Annotated in this window: 15 protein-coding genes and 2 pseudogenes; 8 read left to right on the top strand and 9 right to left on the bottom strand. The window is 74.0% G+C overall.

The window, feature by feature from the left end:
* Window positions 1–274 precede the first annotated feature (274 nt).
* Together CIK06_RS19010 and CIK06_RS19005 are read right to left on the bottom strand one after the other, a co-directional pair.
* On the bottom strand, window positions 275–1,297 hold the full coding sequence (locus CIK06_RS19010) for a hypothetical protein (protein WP_095565958.1): 1,023 nt from the start codon (window positions 1,295–1,297) through the stop codon (window positions 275–277).
* Entirely contained in the window at window positions 1,294–2,334 is a 1,041-nt protein-coding gene (locus CIK06_RS19005) for a transporter substrate-binding domain-containing protein (protein ID WP_157756861.1), read from the bottom strand. The genes CIK06_RS19010 and CIK06_RS19005 overlap by 4 nt, the downstream gene beginning before the upstream one ends.
* Window positions 2,335–2,590: 256 nt before the next feature.
* Here CIK06_RS19005 and CIK06_RS29570 point away from each other — a divergent pair, with 256 nt between their 5' ends.
* From CIK06_RS29570 to CIK06_RS31420, 4 genes and pseudogenes are all read left to right on the top strand, one after another.
* Window positions 2,591–3,334, top strand: a complete 744-nt coding sequence (locus tag CIK06_RS29570) for a TetR/AcrR family transcriptional regulator (protein ID WP_157756860.1) — start codon at window positions 2,591–2,593, stop codon at window positions 3,332–3,334.
* Window positions 3,331–3,570 (top strand): annotated as a pseudogene (locus tag CIK06_RS31985) (lysophospholipid acyltransferase family protein); the annotation flags it as partial. The gene CIK06_RS29570 and the pseudogene CIK06_RS31985, both read left to right, overlap by 4 nt.
* 130 nt (window positions 3,571–3,700) lie before the next feature.
* A pseudogene (locus CIK06_RS31980) lies at window positions 3,701–3,787 on the top strand (1-acyl-sn-glycerol-3-phosphate acyltransferase); the annotation flags it as partial.
* A gap of 51 nt (window positions 3,788–3,838) precedes the next feature.
* Window positions 3,839–4,060: a hypothetical protein gene (locus CIK06_RS31420; RefSeq protein ID WP_232534402.1), complete on the top strand. Its 222-nt coding sequence runs from the start codon at window positions 3,839–3,841 to the stop codon at window positions 4,058–4,060.
* A gap of 92 nt (window positions 4,061–4,152) precedes the next feature.
* On the opposite strand, the gene CIK06_RS18990 is transcribed toward CIK06_RS31420, so the two are convergent.
* Window positions 4,153–4,812: a DUF3159 domain-containing protein gene (locus CIK06_RS18990; protein ID WP_095565956.1), complete on the bottom strand. Its 660-nt coding sequence runs from the start codon at window positions 4,810–4,812 to the stop codon at window positions 4,153–4,155.
* A gap of 269 nt (window positions 4,813–5,081) precedes the next feature.
* Between CIK06_RS18990 and CIK06_RS18985 the strand changes: the two genes are divergently transcribed.
* The gene (locus CIK06_RS18985) at window positions 5,082–6,020 is read left to right on the top strand and encodes a phosphatase PAP2 family protein (protein WP_369916227.1); all 939 of its coding nucleotides are present in this window, start codon (window positions 5,082–5,084) and stop codon (window positions 6,018–6,020) included.
* Window positions 6,017–6,853: a maleylpyruvate isomerase N-terminal domain-containing protein gene (locus tag CIK06_RS31415; protein ID WP_232533730.1), complete on the top strand. Its 837-nt coding sequence runs from the start codon at window positions 6,017–6,019 to the stop codon at window positions 6,851–6,853. Before CIK06_RS18985 ends, CIK06_RS31415 begins: the two co-directional genes overlap by 4 nt.
* 166 nt (window positions 6,854–7,019) lie before the next feature.
* On the opposite strand, the gene CIK06_RS18975 is transcribed toward CIK06_RS31415, so the two are convergent.
* A complete protein-coding gene (locus tag CIK06_RS18975) occupies window positions 7,020–7,880 on the bottom strand; it encodes a DUF1028 domain-containing protein (protein ID WP_095565954.1) in 861 nt (286 codons plus the stop codon).
* 312 nt (window positions 7,881–8,192) lie between these two features.
* Here CIK06_RS18975 and CIK06_RS18970 point away from each other — a divergent pair, with 312 nt between their 5' ends.
* Entirely contained in the window at window positions 8,193–9,059 is an 867-nt protein-coding gene (locus CIK06_RS18970; protein WP_157756859.1) for a hypothetical protein, read from the top strand.
* 3 nt (window positions 9,060–9,062) lie between these two features.
* Here CIK06_RS18970 and CIK06_RS18965 read toward each other — a convergent pair whose 3' ends face one another.
* The 5 genes from CIK06_RS18965 to CIK06_RS18945 form a co-directional block, all read right to left on the bottom strand.
* The gene (locus CIK06_RS18965; protein WP_095565952.1) at window positions 9,063–9,893 is read right to left on the bottom strand and encodes an alpha/beta fold hydrolase; all 831 of its coding nucleotides are present in this window, start codon (window positions 9,891–9,893) and stop codon (window positions 9,063–9,065) included.
* Window positions 9,894–9,979: 86 nt separating this feature from the next.
* Window positions 9,980–10,723, bottom strand: coding sequence for an amino acid ABC transporter ATP-binding protein (locus tag CIK06_RS18960; RefSeq protein WP_095567955.1), 744 nt, complete (start codon window positions 10,721–10,723; stop codon window positions 9,980–9,982).
* A 127-nt stretch (window positions 10,724–10,850) separates the two neighbouring features.
* Window positions 10,851–11,714, bottom strand: a complete 864-nt coding sequence (locus CIK06_RS18955) for an amino acid ABC transporter permease (RefSeq protein WP_232533729.1) — start codon at window positions 11,712–11,714, stop codon at window positions 10,851–10,853.
* On the bottom strand, window positions 11,711–12,565 hold the full coding sequence (locus tag CIK06_RS18950; RefSeq protein ID WP_095565951.1) for an ABC transporter substrate-binding protein: 855 nt from the start codon (window positions 12,563–12,565) through the stop codon (window positions 11,711–11,713). Before CIK06_RS18950 ends, CIK06_RS18955 begins: the two co-directional genes overlap by 4 nt.
* 47 nt (window positions 12,566–12,612) lie before the next feature.
* Window positions 12,613–13,599: a class I SAM-dependent methyltransferase gene (locus tag CIK06_RS18945; RefSeq protein ID WP_095567953.1), complete on the bottom strand. Its 987-nt coding sequence runs from the start codon at window positions 13,597–13,599 to the stop codon at window positions 12,613–12,615.
* Between the two features lie 114 nt (window positions 13,600–13,713).
* Here CIK06_RS18945 and CIK06_RS18940 point away from each other — a divergent pair, with 114 nt between their 5' ends.
* Window positions 13,714–14,538 (top strand): SAM-dependent methyltransferase, encoded by an 825-nt coding sequence (locus tag CIK06_RS18940; protein WP_232533728.1) that lies wholly within the window; start codon window positions 13,714–13,716, stop codon window positions 14,536–14,538.
* The last annotated feature ends 49 nt before the right edge of the window (window positions 14,539–14,587 follow it).

Below are 14,587 nucleotides of genomic sequence, written 5' to 3'. Positions count from 1 at the left end.
GCTCCTTGCCATCGCTCCCGATGTGGGGAGCCCTTCCCGACCCTCGGTCGCGCGGAACGGACACTCCGCGTGACCCGGTGACTGGCCCGGTGTCCCCACCACCGGGCCGTGGCCCGGCTTACCCGCGGCCGGGTCACCCCGTGGCGGGCCGGCCGGACTGGCCGACGCAGCGGTCCGGTCCGGCCCGCCACCCCTTTCCGACGTCCAGCCGCCGCCGGGGACCGCGCCTTCGGGCGCGGCCCCCGGCGGCGGTCCGGCGTCCGGCGCGGGTTGCTCAGGCGGGTTCGTCCCCGGCCGCCCGCTCCGGGATCGTGGGCCGGCAGCGGGGGTCGACCGGCGTCGCCGGCCGGCGCAGTCGACCGGCGCCCTGCAAGAACGAGTTCTCGACGTGTACGCCGAGGATCCACAGCCGGTATCGCGGGGTCGCACCCTCGTCGGGGCAGAGCACCCGGGCCTTCACCTGCTGGTTGTCGACGAACACCACGCCACCGTGCGCCCGCAGGATCGCCGTGGTGGCATCGTTCACCTCGACCACGTGGCCCCGGATCGGCTGCGGGGGCTGGTCCTCGTCCGCCACGCCGACGGTCACCACGGACAGCGGCAGCACCGGCGTCGCGAGCACCGGGGCGGCGGCCGCCAGCGCGAGCAGCGCCGTACCGGCCTGCGTCGCCGACGCGAACGGCCGGGCCGCGGCGGCCGGCATCGGCCGGGCCGCGCCGAGGGCCAGCAGCACCGGCGGCCCGAGGAGGTGCAGCAGCGGCACGACGTAGCCGCGTCCGACCGCCGCCGCCACCACCGGCCCGGTGGCCGCCAGGTAGCCGGCCCCGGCCAGCACCCAGCCCACCAACCGGCGCCGCGGACCCGACGGGTACCAGCCGAACGCCGCGCACGCGGCGAGAATCAACCAGGGCAGGAACAGCAGTTGCCAGGTGAGGGCGGCCAGGACGAAGGCGATGAGCCGCAGCCAACCCGGCGCCGCCGCCGCGAGCCGGGCGAACAACGCGGCCCAGCCGTACCGCTCGGTGCCGCCGGGGAGGGCGGCGCGGGTCACCGTTCCGATGGCGAAGATGGCGACCAGGACCGCCGAGACGAGCCAGGTGGCGGTGACCACCAGGCCGGCGATGAGGTTCACCGGTCCGACGTTGGAGACCAGCAGCAGGGTGGTCTCCAGGTCGCCGCCGGCCTCGGCCCAGAGCCGGAGAATGGAGATGAGCGCGGGCAGCGCGACCACCAGCGTCCAGAACGCCTCCCGGTCGAACGGCCGGATCGGTTCGGCCCGCGGTGTCGGCTCGCTCACCGCCGCCTGGCCCGGCGCGCGTCGCGTACCCGCACGGCCGGTGCCCGCGGTGGCCCGGTCGCGGGCGGTCGCTGCGCGGGCTGGTACGGCGCAGGCTGCGCCTGGAACCCGTCCTGGTAGTCGCGCAGCACCCGCACGCCTTCCGGTCGGGGCTGGGAACTGTCCCCGAGCACCCGGCCCAGGGTCCGGTCCCAGGCGTGCTGCCACGCCCCGGCGTCGCCGCGTTCGTAGCTGTCCTGGAGGAAGTTTCCGATGACCTGGCGCAGGTACTCGTCGTGGTTGGCGACCGCGATGCCGTACTTCTCCTGTTGGTTGAGCACCAGGTCCACCAGCTTCAACTGCTTCGGATGCTGCTCGATGTATCCGGCGAGCACGACGCTGTCCAGCATGAACGCGTCGTACTTCCTGTCGAGCAGACCCTTGACGCAGTCGTCGCTGGTCGCGCGGCCGTCGAAGTCGTTGATGTCCTTCGTGCGCAACGCGTCGTCGGAGGTGGAGCTGCCGATGGTGCAGAGCCTTCCGTGCAGGTCGGCGAGATTCCGGATGGTGATGCTGTCCTCCGCCCAACTGCCCGTGCGCATGAGGACCTCCGGCTCGGTCTTGAGGTACGGGCCGGCGAAGTCGACCTCGTCCCGCTCCCGATCCGGGGTGATCGAAAAGGAGGCCACCACCACGTCGACGGTGTTGTCGTTCAGATCCTTTCCCCGGTTCTGCACCTGGGTGTCGATCACCTTCACGGAGTCCTCGGTGAAACCCAGGTAGCTCGCGAGTTCCCGGATCAGCTCGATTTCGAATCCCGCGTGGTCCTTGAGCCGGGTGGAATTCCGATCCTTCGGCTCGGCGTAGCTCAGCAGCGGCTGGTCCTGGAAGATGCCGACCCGCAGCTCGTGCCGACCGGCCAGGCCGGACCTGTGCAGGTAGGCGTTGATCGTGTCGTCATCCGGCGCAGCCAGACTCCAGATCGCCGTACCGGTGATGAGCAGCGCGGCGACGGTGGCGGCCAGCACCGCCACCCGGGTCCGGGCGGAGAGGGTCATGAACCGCCGTTGTAGTTCGTACACGGCTTCCGTCCCTGTGGAGGTGAAGGCTCTGCGTCGACGTCCGGCAGCGCAATGGCACGGCAATGGTATTCATCCGCCGCCAGTTGGACGGTCCGGCGCGGACGTGGGGGAGCGAAGTGCGGCAATGCGACAGTTCCGGTGGCCGCAATTTCCACGCGCCCGGAGGCGTCGCCGTGTTACCCCGGCCACCCGGAGGTAGACACTGTCTACTCGCATGCGGTAGACACGGTCCGTGCCGACCGAAGAGGACCTACGGTCCCGGCTCGTCCGGGCCGGCGTCGAACTGCTCGCCCGGGAGGGCGTGGCCGGCCTGACGCTGCGGGAGATCGCCCGCCGGGCCGGCGTCTCGCACGGCGCCCCGCGCCGGCACTTCCCGACCCACCGGGACCTGCTGGCCGCCATCGCCCGGGAGGGCTACCGGGCGCTGGCCGCGGAGGTCGGCGCCGCCGTCGCGGCCGACCATCCGGACCCGTACGCCCGGATGCTGGCCGTGGCGAACGGCTATCTGCGCTTCGCCGAGACCCGACCCGAGATGTTCGCGCTGATGTTCCGGCACGACCTGCTCCAGGGCAGCGCCGAAGGGCTGCGCCAGGCCAGCCGGCCACTCTTCGACACCCTCGCCCGGCTGGTCGCCGAGGCACTGACCCGGCGGCCCGAGGCCGGGTCGGCGCCGCCCGAGGCGTTGTCCGAGGCGCCGTCCGACCCGCCCGAGGCGCTGCCCGCGACGTTGTCCGAGCGGCCCGAGGCGCCGCCCGCGACGTTGTCCGAGCGGCCCGAGGTGCCGCCCCGGCCGCCGGACCCGGAGGTGGTGGCCGCGGCGCTGTGGGCGAACCTGCACGGCCTCGCCCAACTGCGCGCCTGGGGGAGCCTCCAACTGGTCGTCCAGGCCCAGGACGTGACACCCGTACTGCGGGCCGCCCTCGACGCCCACCTCCGCCCGGCCGACCGCCGGTCCGGGACCTGGCCGCCACCGTGACCACCTGGCGCCACCCGACCGCCACCTGCCCACGATCCGACCGCGACCTCCCGGAGGGCGACGTGCTCGTACAACGCACCACCAGACTGGTCGTGGCGCCGCTGGCCCGGCTGATCCTGCACCCCACGGTCGAGGGCCGGGCCAACGTGCCCCGCCGCGGGCCGGTGATCATCGCGGCCAACCACATCTCCGTACTGGACAGCGTGGTGATCCCGGTGGTGGCCCCGCGGCCGGTGTCCTTTCTGGCCAAGCAGGAGTACTACCGGCGGCCGGGCCTCACCGGCCGGCTGCTGCGTACCTGGCTCACCGGGGTCGAGGCCATCCCCGTCCCCGCGGGGGCACCGGGCCGCACGGGACGCCCTCGACATCGCGCTCGGCGTCCTGGCCCGGGGTCGGGCGTTCGGTATCCACCCGGAGGGCAGCCGCTCGCGGGACGGGCGCAGCTACCGCGGTCGCACCGGGGTCGCCTGGCTCGCGCTCGCCTCGGGCGCGCCCGTCGTACCGGTGGCCGTGCTCGGCACCGACCGCATCCAGCCGGTCGGCGCCCGACTGCCCCGACCGGGTCGGGTCACCATCCGCTTCGGCACGCCGCTGCGCTTCGACCGGGACGCCGGCCGTCCCGAGGCCACCCGGCGCCGGGAGATCACCGACGAGATCATGACCGCGATCCGCGCGCTCTCCGGCCAGGAGGCCGCCGGCTGCTACAACCAGCTCTCCGCGGGCTAGGCCGCGCGACGAGTGTCAAGGTCAACTCGTCTTCGGTGAAGTCGGGGGGTTGCGGCGGCCGGAACACCCCAACTTCACCGAAGACGAGTTGATCACGGGGCGGGCGCCGGCTGGACCGGATGACGCAGGCCGGGGTGTTCGGGCGGCAGCGACCGGCGGATCACCCACCAGCTCACCGCCAGGGTCGCGGCCACCAGCGGCCAGGACAGCACCACTCGGGCGGCGACCAGCCCGACCACCTGATCGGCCAGATACAGCGGCACGAACACCAGCACCCGCAGGGTGTACTGCGCCGCCCACACCCAGCTTGCCCGGCCGTACCCGCGCAGCAGCACCGGATCGCGCCGCCACCGGCCACGCTGGCCCAGCACCGTGCCGACGACCACGCCGAGCAGCGGCCAGCGCAGCACGATGCTCACCGCGAAGGCGAGCGCGCTGGCCGCGTTCGACACGACCTGGAGCAGGAAGAAGTCCGCGGCCCGGCCGGTGCGCAGCACCACCAGGGCGGCGACGCAGACCGCGAGCAGTCCGATCAGCACCGACCGGGGGCGGTCGCCGCGGCGCAGTCGCCAGCCGGCGATCGCCACTCCGACCACCAGGGCGGCGATCACCCCGGCCAGGATGGACTGGCCGCCCAGCAGCCAGCCCGCCCCGAACGCCACCGGCGGCGCGGTGGCGTCCACAGCGCCGCGACGTCCGCCGAGCAGTTCGGTCAGCGACTCGTCCCGGGCCCGCTCCGGACCGGCCGGCATGGGCGTCCCCCCTCCCAGGTACTGAGGGCACCCTAACCAACCGACGAGGCGGCGGGAAGCGTGGCCGGCACCACCAGGCCGCGCACCCCGGGCCACGCCGTCCCGGGACACGCCGCCCGCGGCAGCCCGTCCCGGGCACGTCGCCCGGCCACGCCGTCCGGGCCACGCCCCCGGAGCACCCCGTCCCGGGCACGCCGCCGCGACACGCTGCCGCGTACCCGGCAAAACCACCCTCCCGCAGCGCGGTGGCGCCCACGGCCCGCTAGCCTCTGCGCATGCAAGAACGGCGGACCGGCCTGATGGCCACCTGGCTGGTGTTCCTGACCGCCGTCCACCTGGCCGCGTTCGCCGCGCTGTGGCGCTACGCCGTACTCACCAAGAGCGGTCAGTGGCTGGACACGGTCGCCCTCACCGGCAACTACATCGGCCGCGACCATATCGGTGGCCTGGTGGCCACCGTGCTGAACGCCATGTCCGTGGCATCGTTGCTGGTGGCCACGACGGTGATCGGCTTCATCGCGCTGATCCGGCGGCGGATCGCGCTGGCCATCCTCGCCACGCTGCTGATCGCCGGGGCGAACATCACCGTACAGGTGCTCAAGTACCTGCTCATCCGGCCGGACCTGGGCATCGATCCCGAGCGCGCCGCCGCCGGCAACAGCCTGCCCAGCGGGCACACCGCGGTGGCCGCGTCGGTCGCCGTGGCGCTGATCATGGTGCTGCCGCGCACCGCGCGGGCCTGGGGGGCACTGCTCGGTGCCACGTACACGGCGCTGGCCGGCGTGGCCACGCTCTCGGCCGGCTGGCACCGGCCGAGCGACGCCGTCGCCTCGCTGTTGATCGTCGGCGCCTGGGCGTCGCTGATCGGGCTGGGGCTGCTGCTGACCGACCGGGTGGACACCGAGCCGAGGTCCGCCGACGCGCACCGGGTGGCGACCGGCCTGCTGCTGCTGGCCGCCGCGGCCATGCTGGGCATCGCCTGGTACGCCGCCGACTGGACCCTTGCGCTGCGACCCACCCCGCCGGACGAGCTGAGCGACAACCGCCTGCTGATCGCGTACGCCGGCAGCGCGCTGGGGATCACCGGCACCACCTGCCTGGTGATGGGTCTGGTGCTGGCCGGTGTGCACCGCGTGGTGCCCCGGTTGGCCCCCGCCGGCCCGCCCGCACCCCGGCGCACGGTCTCCCCGCGTACCCCGGCGTCGTGACCGCGCGGAGCATGGACACCGGCGGCGTGCGGGCGGCCTTCGAAGCGGAGGCCCGGCAACTGGTCGGGGCCATGCGTGCGCTGGCGGCCGCGGACTTCGCGCGGCCCACCGCCTGCCAGCCGTGGACCGTCGCGGACCTGCTGGCGCACGTCCGGACGGCGACGGCCCGCCTGATCGACATGCTCGCCGGTCCGGCGCCCGGCCCCGCCGAGGTGGACGCCGCCGGATACTACGGTCCGAGCAAGTTCACCGCCGCCACCGACGGCGCGCGGGTCGCCGCCGCGCGGAGCGAGGCCGCCGCCGTACCCTCCGGGCGGGACCTGGTCGAGGACCTGGACCGGGTCTGGCGTGCGGCGGCCGCGGCGGCCGCCGCCGAGCCGGCCGACCGCGTGGTGGCGACCCGGCACGGTGACCGGATGGAGCTGGACGAGTTCCTGCTGACCCGGGTGGTCGAGCTGGGCGTGCACGGGCTGGACCTGGCGGCGGCGCTGGACCGCCGGCCATGGTTGACGGAGCCGGCGGCCATGGTGATCGAAGGGCTGCTGCTGCGGCCCGGCGCCGCGGCGGACGGGTCCGGGCCGCAAGCCAATCCGGGTCCGCCAGCCGGGCCGCAAGCCAATCCGGGTCCGCCAGCCGGTCCGGGTCCGGCAGCCGGTCCGGGAGCCGGTCCGGGTCCGCAAGCCGGTCCGATGGAGGGCTCCACGGCGCGTTGTCCGGAACTCGGCTGGGATCGGCTCACCTTCATCGCCAAGGCCACCGGACGGTCGCCGCTGCGCCCCGCCGAACGGGCCGCCGTGGCGGAGCTGGGCCTGCGCTGGTTGTCCTTCGGCTGACCGGCCCAGAGGGGCTCCGGCCGGCGGTCCCGGCCCGCTCAGACGTCCCGGCCCGCTCAGACGTCCCGGCCGGCGGGTCCCGGTCCGCGCTCCAAGCGATCCGGGCCGGCGGTTCCGGCCCACCCCAGCGGTCCAGGTCCGCGGCGGCCCGGCCGGCGGGTCGGGCTCAGGAGAGCCGGCGCAGGTGGTCGAGCACCACCGGGTCGATCCGGCCGGGGACGAGGCGTTCCTCCAGGTTTTCCACGCCGGCCCAGGAGTCCAGGGCAGAGTCCAGGGCGGAGTCCAGCGCCGGGTCCAGATCGTCGCCGGCCGGCGGATGGCCGAGCGCGGTGAGCCGCCGGCGCACCTCGGCCGCCAGGTCGCCGGTGAGGTCGAGCAGCGTCGCCGGGTCCGGCTTCCCGAACAGCATCGTGTGGATGTCCAGCAGCCGGCCCAACTCGGTGACCGGATCCGGGTGGTCGTCCACCCGCAGGTCGACCAGGACGTCGCTGCCACCGCCGTACCCGCCGCCGGGGCAGACCACCAGCAGCGCCGCGCTCTGCCGGCCACGCCGGTCGCCACCCGCGCGGTCACCGGCCCGCAGCGCCGCGAGCAGTCGTACCGGGAATTGCGGCTCGTCGGCGCCGGCGAGCCAGGCGTCCCGGATGGCGTCGATGACCTCGGGCCCGGTGAGGATGTTGCCCTGCGCCGCCCAGCCGGGTCCGGCCTGCCCGCCGGCCCAGTCGTGGCAGCCCGCGCCGGTGTAGGTGGCGCCGTCGCCGTCGGCGCCGACCACGCCGACCTGCCGCTGGTCGTGGCCGGGGTCGGCGGCCACCAGACCGGCCACCACGTCGGGCGCGGCAACGCCGGTACGCAGCAGCGTCAGGCCCTGCGGCCGATAGGCCAGGTTCGCGTACGCCTGGGTGGCGATCGCCCCGACCCGCGCCTCGGCGCCCGGCACCGCCGCGCCCACGGCGAGGAACTTGCTGGCCACGGCGACACCGTGCAGCTGCCCGTCGGCGGATCGGGCGACGATCGAGAAGGTCACCGGGGAACCCTATCCGGCCGGCACCGTTCCGGCGAGATCTCCCGATCTGGCATGCTTAGCCGGCACGACCGACCCATCGCCGGTGACACCGGTCCGCGGGCCTTCGCGACCCGCGCAGCCGTTGCCGGCCGTGGTCGATCCCGCGGGCGCACGCCGACGCCACACAATGGACGATCGCTGCGCCCGCGGATGTTCACGGGGTGGCCGCGCCCGACCGGGGCGGCGCCATCGGGGTGGCCTGAGCCGATCGGCGCCGCGCCGCGTGGTAGCCGATTGACGGGGTAGTAGCCGGGCATGACCGAGGAGGCGTCGATGACCACGCGGAGGAAGACCGGACGCCGATCGCTGCGCGGCGGACTCGTCGTACTCGTCGTCCTGGCGCTGTCGTCCTGCACCGGCTCCGACGGCTCCGACGGGGCCGACGCGGGACGGCTGGATGAACGCACCGGGCGTGGGGCGCCGGCCGAACCCGCGCCGCCGCCGGGCCGCCGGGTGGGCTCCGCCGACGCCCGGGCCACGGCCGGGGCCACGACCGAGGGTCCCCAGCCGGGCACGGACCCGACAACCGCCGCCACCCCACCGGCCGGCACCGCGGACGATCACCCGGCGGCGACGTTCAGCCTGAGTGGCGGCGCCGACACGATCCGGGTACGCGTCGCGGACCTCGGCGACGACCTGGCGCGGGTCACCACCGCCCGCGGATCCCGGGTCCGGGTGGATGTCAAGGTCGACGGGTCCACTGTGCTGGCCCGGCTGGTGGGTAGCGGACAGCGCGGATCGGCGACCGTGGACGTGACGCTGGACAGCGGGCGGCGCTGGAGCATCCGGGTCAGCGGCGGCGCCTCCACCGAGTCGCTGGACCTGAGCGGTGGCCGGGTGTCCTGGATCGACCTCGGCGGGGGCGCCAGCCGGATCGACGTCGTGCTGCCCCGCCCGGAGGGCACGGTGACCGTGCGCACGGCCGCCGGGGTGCACCGGCTGACGGTGCTGCGGGACGGGAGCGCGCCGGTGCAGGTGCGGATCGGCGGCGGCGCCGGCACGGTGACCGTGGACGGCGCCACCCGTACCGGGGTGTCGGCCGGGACCGTCCTCGAACAGCGGGGCTATGCCGACGCCACCGACCGGATCGAGGTGGAGTCCGCCGCCGGGGTGTCCACCCTGACGGTGGGCCGGCGGTAGCGCCTATTTGAGGAAGGTCAGCAGCTCCCGGTTGATCTCGTCGCCGTGGGTCCACGGGATGCCGTGCGGACCGTCCTCGATCACCATGAGCTGACTGTCCGGGATCGCCGCGGCCAGCCGCTGACCGGTGGCGGGGAACGGCAGGATGCGGTCGGCGTCGCCCTGGATGATCAGCGCCGGCACGTCGATGGCGGCCAGGTCGTCCCGGAAGTCGGTGAGCCAGGCGTCGACGCAGGCCCTCGTGCCGATCGGCGAGGCGTTGACCGCGACGTTCCAGTTGGCCCGGACCACCTCCTCGCTGACCCGCTTGCCGAGGTTCTGGTCGAGGTTGTAGAAGTCGTGCAGGAACGCGGTCTGGTAGGCGTACCGGTCGGTGTGGATGGCGGCCCTGATCTGGTCGAAGACGCTCTGGTCGACGCCGTCGGGGTTGTCCGACTTCTTCAACAGGTACGGCGGGACCGGTGCGATGAGCACCACCCTGCTGATCCGTTCCGAGCCGAACCGGGCCAGGTACCGGGTCACCTCGCCGGTGCCCATGGAGTGCCCGATCAGCGCCACGTCGTGCAGGTCGAGCACGGTCAGCAGTTCGGCGAGGTCGGTGGCGAACACGTCGTAGTCGTACCCGTCGACGGGCTGGCTGGAGCGGCCGAAGCCGCGCCGGTCGTACGTGATGGTCCGGTACCCGGCCGCCACCAGCGCGTCGACCTGCTTCTCCCAGGCCGCGCCGCTGAGCGGGAAGCCGTGGATCAGGACCACGGGCTGCCCGTCCCCATGATCCTCGTAGTAGATGTCGATGGTTCCCGAGTTCTCCGCCCCGACCGACAGATACGGCATGGTTTCCCCCTTTTGCCGGTATATGAGGCGGATACTAGTCCGGCGCGGCGGCCCGCCGGGCCGGAACGGCACCACCGGACCCGGCGTCAGAGCCGGCCGGCCCCGATGATCCGGCGCAGGAACTGGCGGGTCCGCGGCTGCGTCGGGTCGCCGAAGACCTGGGCCGGCGGCCCGCTCTCCACCACCCGCCCGGCGTCCAGGAAGCAGACCAGGTCGGCGACCTCGCGGGCGAAGCTCATCTCGTGGGTGGCCAGCACCATGGTCATCCCGTCGGCCTTGAGGTCGCGGATCATCGCCAGCACCTCGCCCACCAGCTCCGGATCCAGCGCCGAGGTGACCTCGTCCAACAGCATCAGGCGGGGCGAGTTGGCCAGCGCCCGGACGATCGCCACCCGTTGCTGCTGGCCTCCGGAGAGCCGGTCCGGGTAGTCGTCCGCCCTGCCGGCCAGGCCGACCTGGTCGAGCAGCCTGCGGGCCTGCTCCTCCGCCTGCGCCCGCGCCCGCCGGTGCACCCGGCGCGGCGCGAGGGTGACGTTGTCCAGCACGCTCAGGTGCGGAAAGAGGTTGTACGACTGGAACACCATGCCGATCCGACGGCGGACCAGATCCGCGTCCACCCCGGGAGCGGAAATGTCCACACCGTCCAGTTCGATGATCCCGTCGTCCAGTTCCTCCAGCAGGTTGACGCAGCGCAGCAGCGTCGACTTGCCCGAGCCGGACGCCCCGATCAGGGCCGTCACCTGATGTTCGGCCACCGCCAGGTCGAGCCCGTCGAGCACGACCTGGCCGCCGAACGTCTTGCGCAGCCCCTGGCAGCGCAGCACCGGCACCCCCGCCGGCCGGTCAGCCGGCCCCGCCGGCCGGCCGGTCACCGCAGCATCCCGGTCCGTCACCGCAGCATCCCGGTCCGTCACCTCGGTCTCCCGGTCTGTCACCTCGGTCTCCCGGTCGGTCACCTCAGCCTCCGGACCGGCGCCGGGCCGAGCGCAGCGTGACCCAGTCGGTGACCGCGATCAGCGGCGCGGCCAGCAGCACGAACAGCACCCCGGCCACGACGTACGGGGTGTAGTTGAAGGTGTGCGCGGTCTCGATCTGCGCGGCCCGGACCGCGTCGATCGGCCCGGCCAGGGAGACCAGGCCGACGTCCTTCTGCAGGGCGACCACGTCGTTCAGCAACGGGGGAGCGACCCGCCGGACCGCCTGCGGCAGCACGACGTGCCGCATGGTCTGCCGGTAGGTCAGTCCCAGCGACCGCGCCGCGGCCCGCTGGCTGGGATGGACCGACTCGATGCCGGCCCGGAACACCTCGGCCAGGTAGCCGGCGTAGGTGACCACCAGGGCGAGCCCGCCGAGCACCAGCAGCGAGGGCGTGCCGCGCAGGCGCAGCCCCGGCACGCCGAGGGTGAGCACGTACAGCACGATGATCAGCGGCAGGCCGCGGAAGGCGTACGTGTAGCCGGCAGCGAGCGCCCGTACCGGAAAGAAGACCGGGCCGCGCAGCGTGCGCAGCAGCGCGATCACCAGCCCGAGCAGCAGGGCGCCCACGGCGCAGCACACCAGCAGCCGCAGGTTCAGCCACAGCCCGGCCAGAATCGCCGGCAACGCGTCCCGGGCGATCGTGGGATCGAGGAACGAGTCGCGTACCCGATCCCAGCCGGGAGCTCCGGTCACCGCGACCACCAGCAGCGTGCCCAGCGCCGCCGTGGAGGCGGCGGCGACCAGCGCGCTGCGCACGGTCTGCCGGCGGCGGTACGCGATCCGCCGCTGCTGCGCGACCGAGCGCTGCGGTGCGAGCGGGGCCGGTGGCTGCGCCAGGATCACGTCAGTTCGGTGGCCCCGGCCACCTGGGCCAGCCACTTCTGCTCCAGCTGCTTGAACGTGCCGTCCTTGTCGAGCTGGCTGACGACGGTGCTGACGCACGAGGTCAGCGGGGAGTCCTTGTCCAGCAGCAGCCCGAACGCCTCCGGCGCGCCCACCTGCGGGACCTGGCCGACGACTGTGGCGTCGGTCAACTCGGCCGAGGTGATGTAGAAGGCCGTGGGCAGGTCGACCACGAGGCCGTCGATCTGTCCGTTCTGGAGCGCCTTCTTGGCGTCCTCGTTGCTGTTGTAGACCTGCGGCTTGCGGTCGGGCTTGATGACGTCGGTGATCGCCTGGTAGCTGGTGGTCCCGACCTGGGCGCCGAGCACCGCGTCCTTCAGGTCGGCCAGCGAGCCCTTCCCGGCGATCTTCGAGGACTTGAGCGCGATGACGGTCTGCCGCACCAGGTAGTACGGCGCGGAGAAGTCCACCGCCTGCTTACGCTCGTCGGTGATGGAGAACTGGTTGATGTCGAAGTCGAACTTCTTCGGCCCCGGGGCGATGGCGCTGTCGAACTTGACCCGCGTCCAGGTCACGTCATCATGGGCGTAGCCGAGCCGCTGCGCGACCGCGTACGCCACGGCGGCCTCGAAACCCTCGCCGTTGTCCGGTTTGTCCTGCCGGAACCACGGCTCGTACGCCGGCTCGTCGGTGGCGATGGTCAGCCGGCCCGGCGTCTGCGTCGGCAGGCTCTCCTTGGTGCAGGCGACCCCGCTCGGTGCGCTGCCCGGGTCGGCCTCGTCCTGCGGCGAACAGCCGGCGAGGGTGACGGCGACGACGAGTGCGATGGCGATCGGCCTGCTGATGGACATGGCCGACAGCGTAGGCGGTGGCGTGCGGGTCGCCGGGGGCCGTCCCATCAGTCGGATAGGACGGTCGGCACCGCGCCGGTGGCCAGCAGGGCGCCGGTGGGCAGCGCGATCAGGCCGTCCGGGGTACGACGGCGGTCGATCAGTCGGTCGTAGTGCCGCCGTACCTCGGCCTGTGCGACCGGGTCGAGCCGGGGCAGGATCCGGCCCAGCGCGCCCAGCCCGTGCAGCGGGCCGTGCCACCAGCGTTCCGGATCGACCCGCAGTTCCCAGTCCAGCCGCCGGCAGGTGACCGCGGTGAGCCCGCCGGCGCGCAGCAACCCGGCGAAGCCGGCCCGGGTACGGTCGAAGTTCTCCTCCTCGGCGACCGTCGGGAGGCCGGCCGGAGCGCGCAGCCCGGCGGCGGCCATGACGTCGAGCCAGAACTGCTGCATCCCCGACGGCGGCTGGGGCCAGATGGTCAGCGCCACCCGGCCGCCGGGCCGGGTGACCCGACGCAGTTCCGCCACCGTGGCCACCGGCCGGCCGACATGGTTGATCACGAAGTTGCCGGCCGCGACGTCGAAGGCGCCGTCGGGGAACGGCAGGTGCGGCAGCAGCGCCGCCAGCACCCCGGCGCCCGGCACCCGCCGGGCGGCCAGCGCCAGCATGCTCGGCTCGGCGTCCACCGCGGTCACCCGGGCGCCGCGCCCGGCCGCCAGCGCGGCCACGACGCCGGGTCCGCAGCCCGCGTCCAGCAGCCGGGTCCCCCGACCCGCCCCGACCGCGTCCAGCAGGGGTTCCGCCGGGTACGCGCAGGCCGCCGCGTAGCTGTCGGCGTACGCCCGGCCGCGGCCGGCCCACGCGCGGCGCTCCCAGGCGTCGAACGGGGTCGGCCGGCTGCGCCCGGTGCGGCCCGGCGGTTCGGCGGTGTACGCGGTGCCGGCGGCGCCGGTGTCGGGCGGGCGCTCGCGGCCGGCGGTGTGCTCGCCGCCGGCGGTGTGCCCGGTGTCCGTGGTGTGCTCGTCGTCGGTCGTGTGCTCGGTGCTTGCGGGCATCCCGGGATCCTGGCACGCCCGCGGCGCGGCCCGATCGGTCCGGAATCGCGGCATCAACGACCGGCGATCTTCGGGTACGGTGGTCGGACGCGACATCGACGGGGGAGGTCGCCGGTGGACGGTATACACAGCGCGGGCTCGGCCGGCCGGATCGACACCAGTGTGGTGCACCCGGCCCGGCGCTACGACTACTGGCTGGGCGGCAAGGACAACTTCGCCGCCGACCGCGAGTCCGGGGACGCCGTCGCCGCCGCGTTTCCGGCGGTCCGGATCGCCGCCGTGGAGAACCGCCGCTTTCTGCGCCGGGCCGTCGCCTACCTGACCGGCGAGGCGGGCATCCGGCAGTTCCTGGACATCGGTACGGGCATCCCGGCGGCCGACAACACGCACGAGGTGGCCCAGGCCATCGCCCCGGACGCCCGCGTGGTCTACGTGGACAACGATCCGATCGTGCTGGCACACGCCCGTGCCCTGCTCACCGGGGCCGCCGCGGGCCGCACCGCCTACCTGGACGCGGACCTGCGGGAGCCGAAGAAGATCCTGGAGCATCCGGACCTGCTCGCCACCCTGGACCTCGACCGGCCGGTCGCGCTCATGCTGGTCGCCGTGCTGCACTTCCTGCGCGACGAGGACGATCCGGCCGCGGTGGTGCGGCGGCTCGTCGACGCCCTGCCCTCGGGCAGCTACCTGGTGGTGTCGCACGCCACCATGGACTTCCTGCCGCCCGAGGTGGTGGTCCGGATCCGGGAGGTGATGACCCCGGCGCAGGGCCCGTTCGTCCCGCGGGACCGGGACGGTGTCGCGCGGTTCCTCACCGGGCTGGAGCTGGTGCCGCCGGGCATCGGGTCGCTCGTGGACTGGCGCCCGGACCGCGCACCCGAGGACCGGCCCTGCGCGGCCGACGTGTCCGGGTACGGGGCGGTCGCCCGCAAACCCTGATCCGAGGGGACATCGCTCCGCCACCGCCAGTTGGCACAGCCGCCGGACA

This window comes from Plantactinospora sp. KBS50 (genome assembly GCF_002285795.1).
Lineage (GTDB): Bacteria > Actinomycetota > Actinomycetes > Mycobacteriales > Micromonosporaceae > KBS50.
The sequence above is the reverse complement of the archived record's forward strand: the minus strand, read 5'-3'. Positions and strand labels throughout refer to the sequence as shown.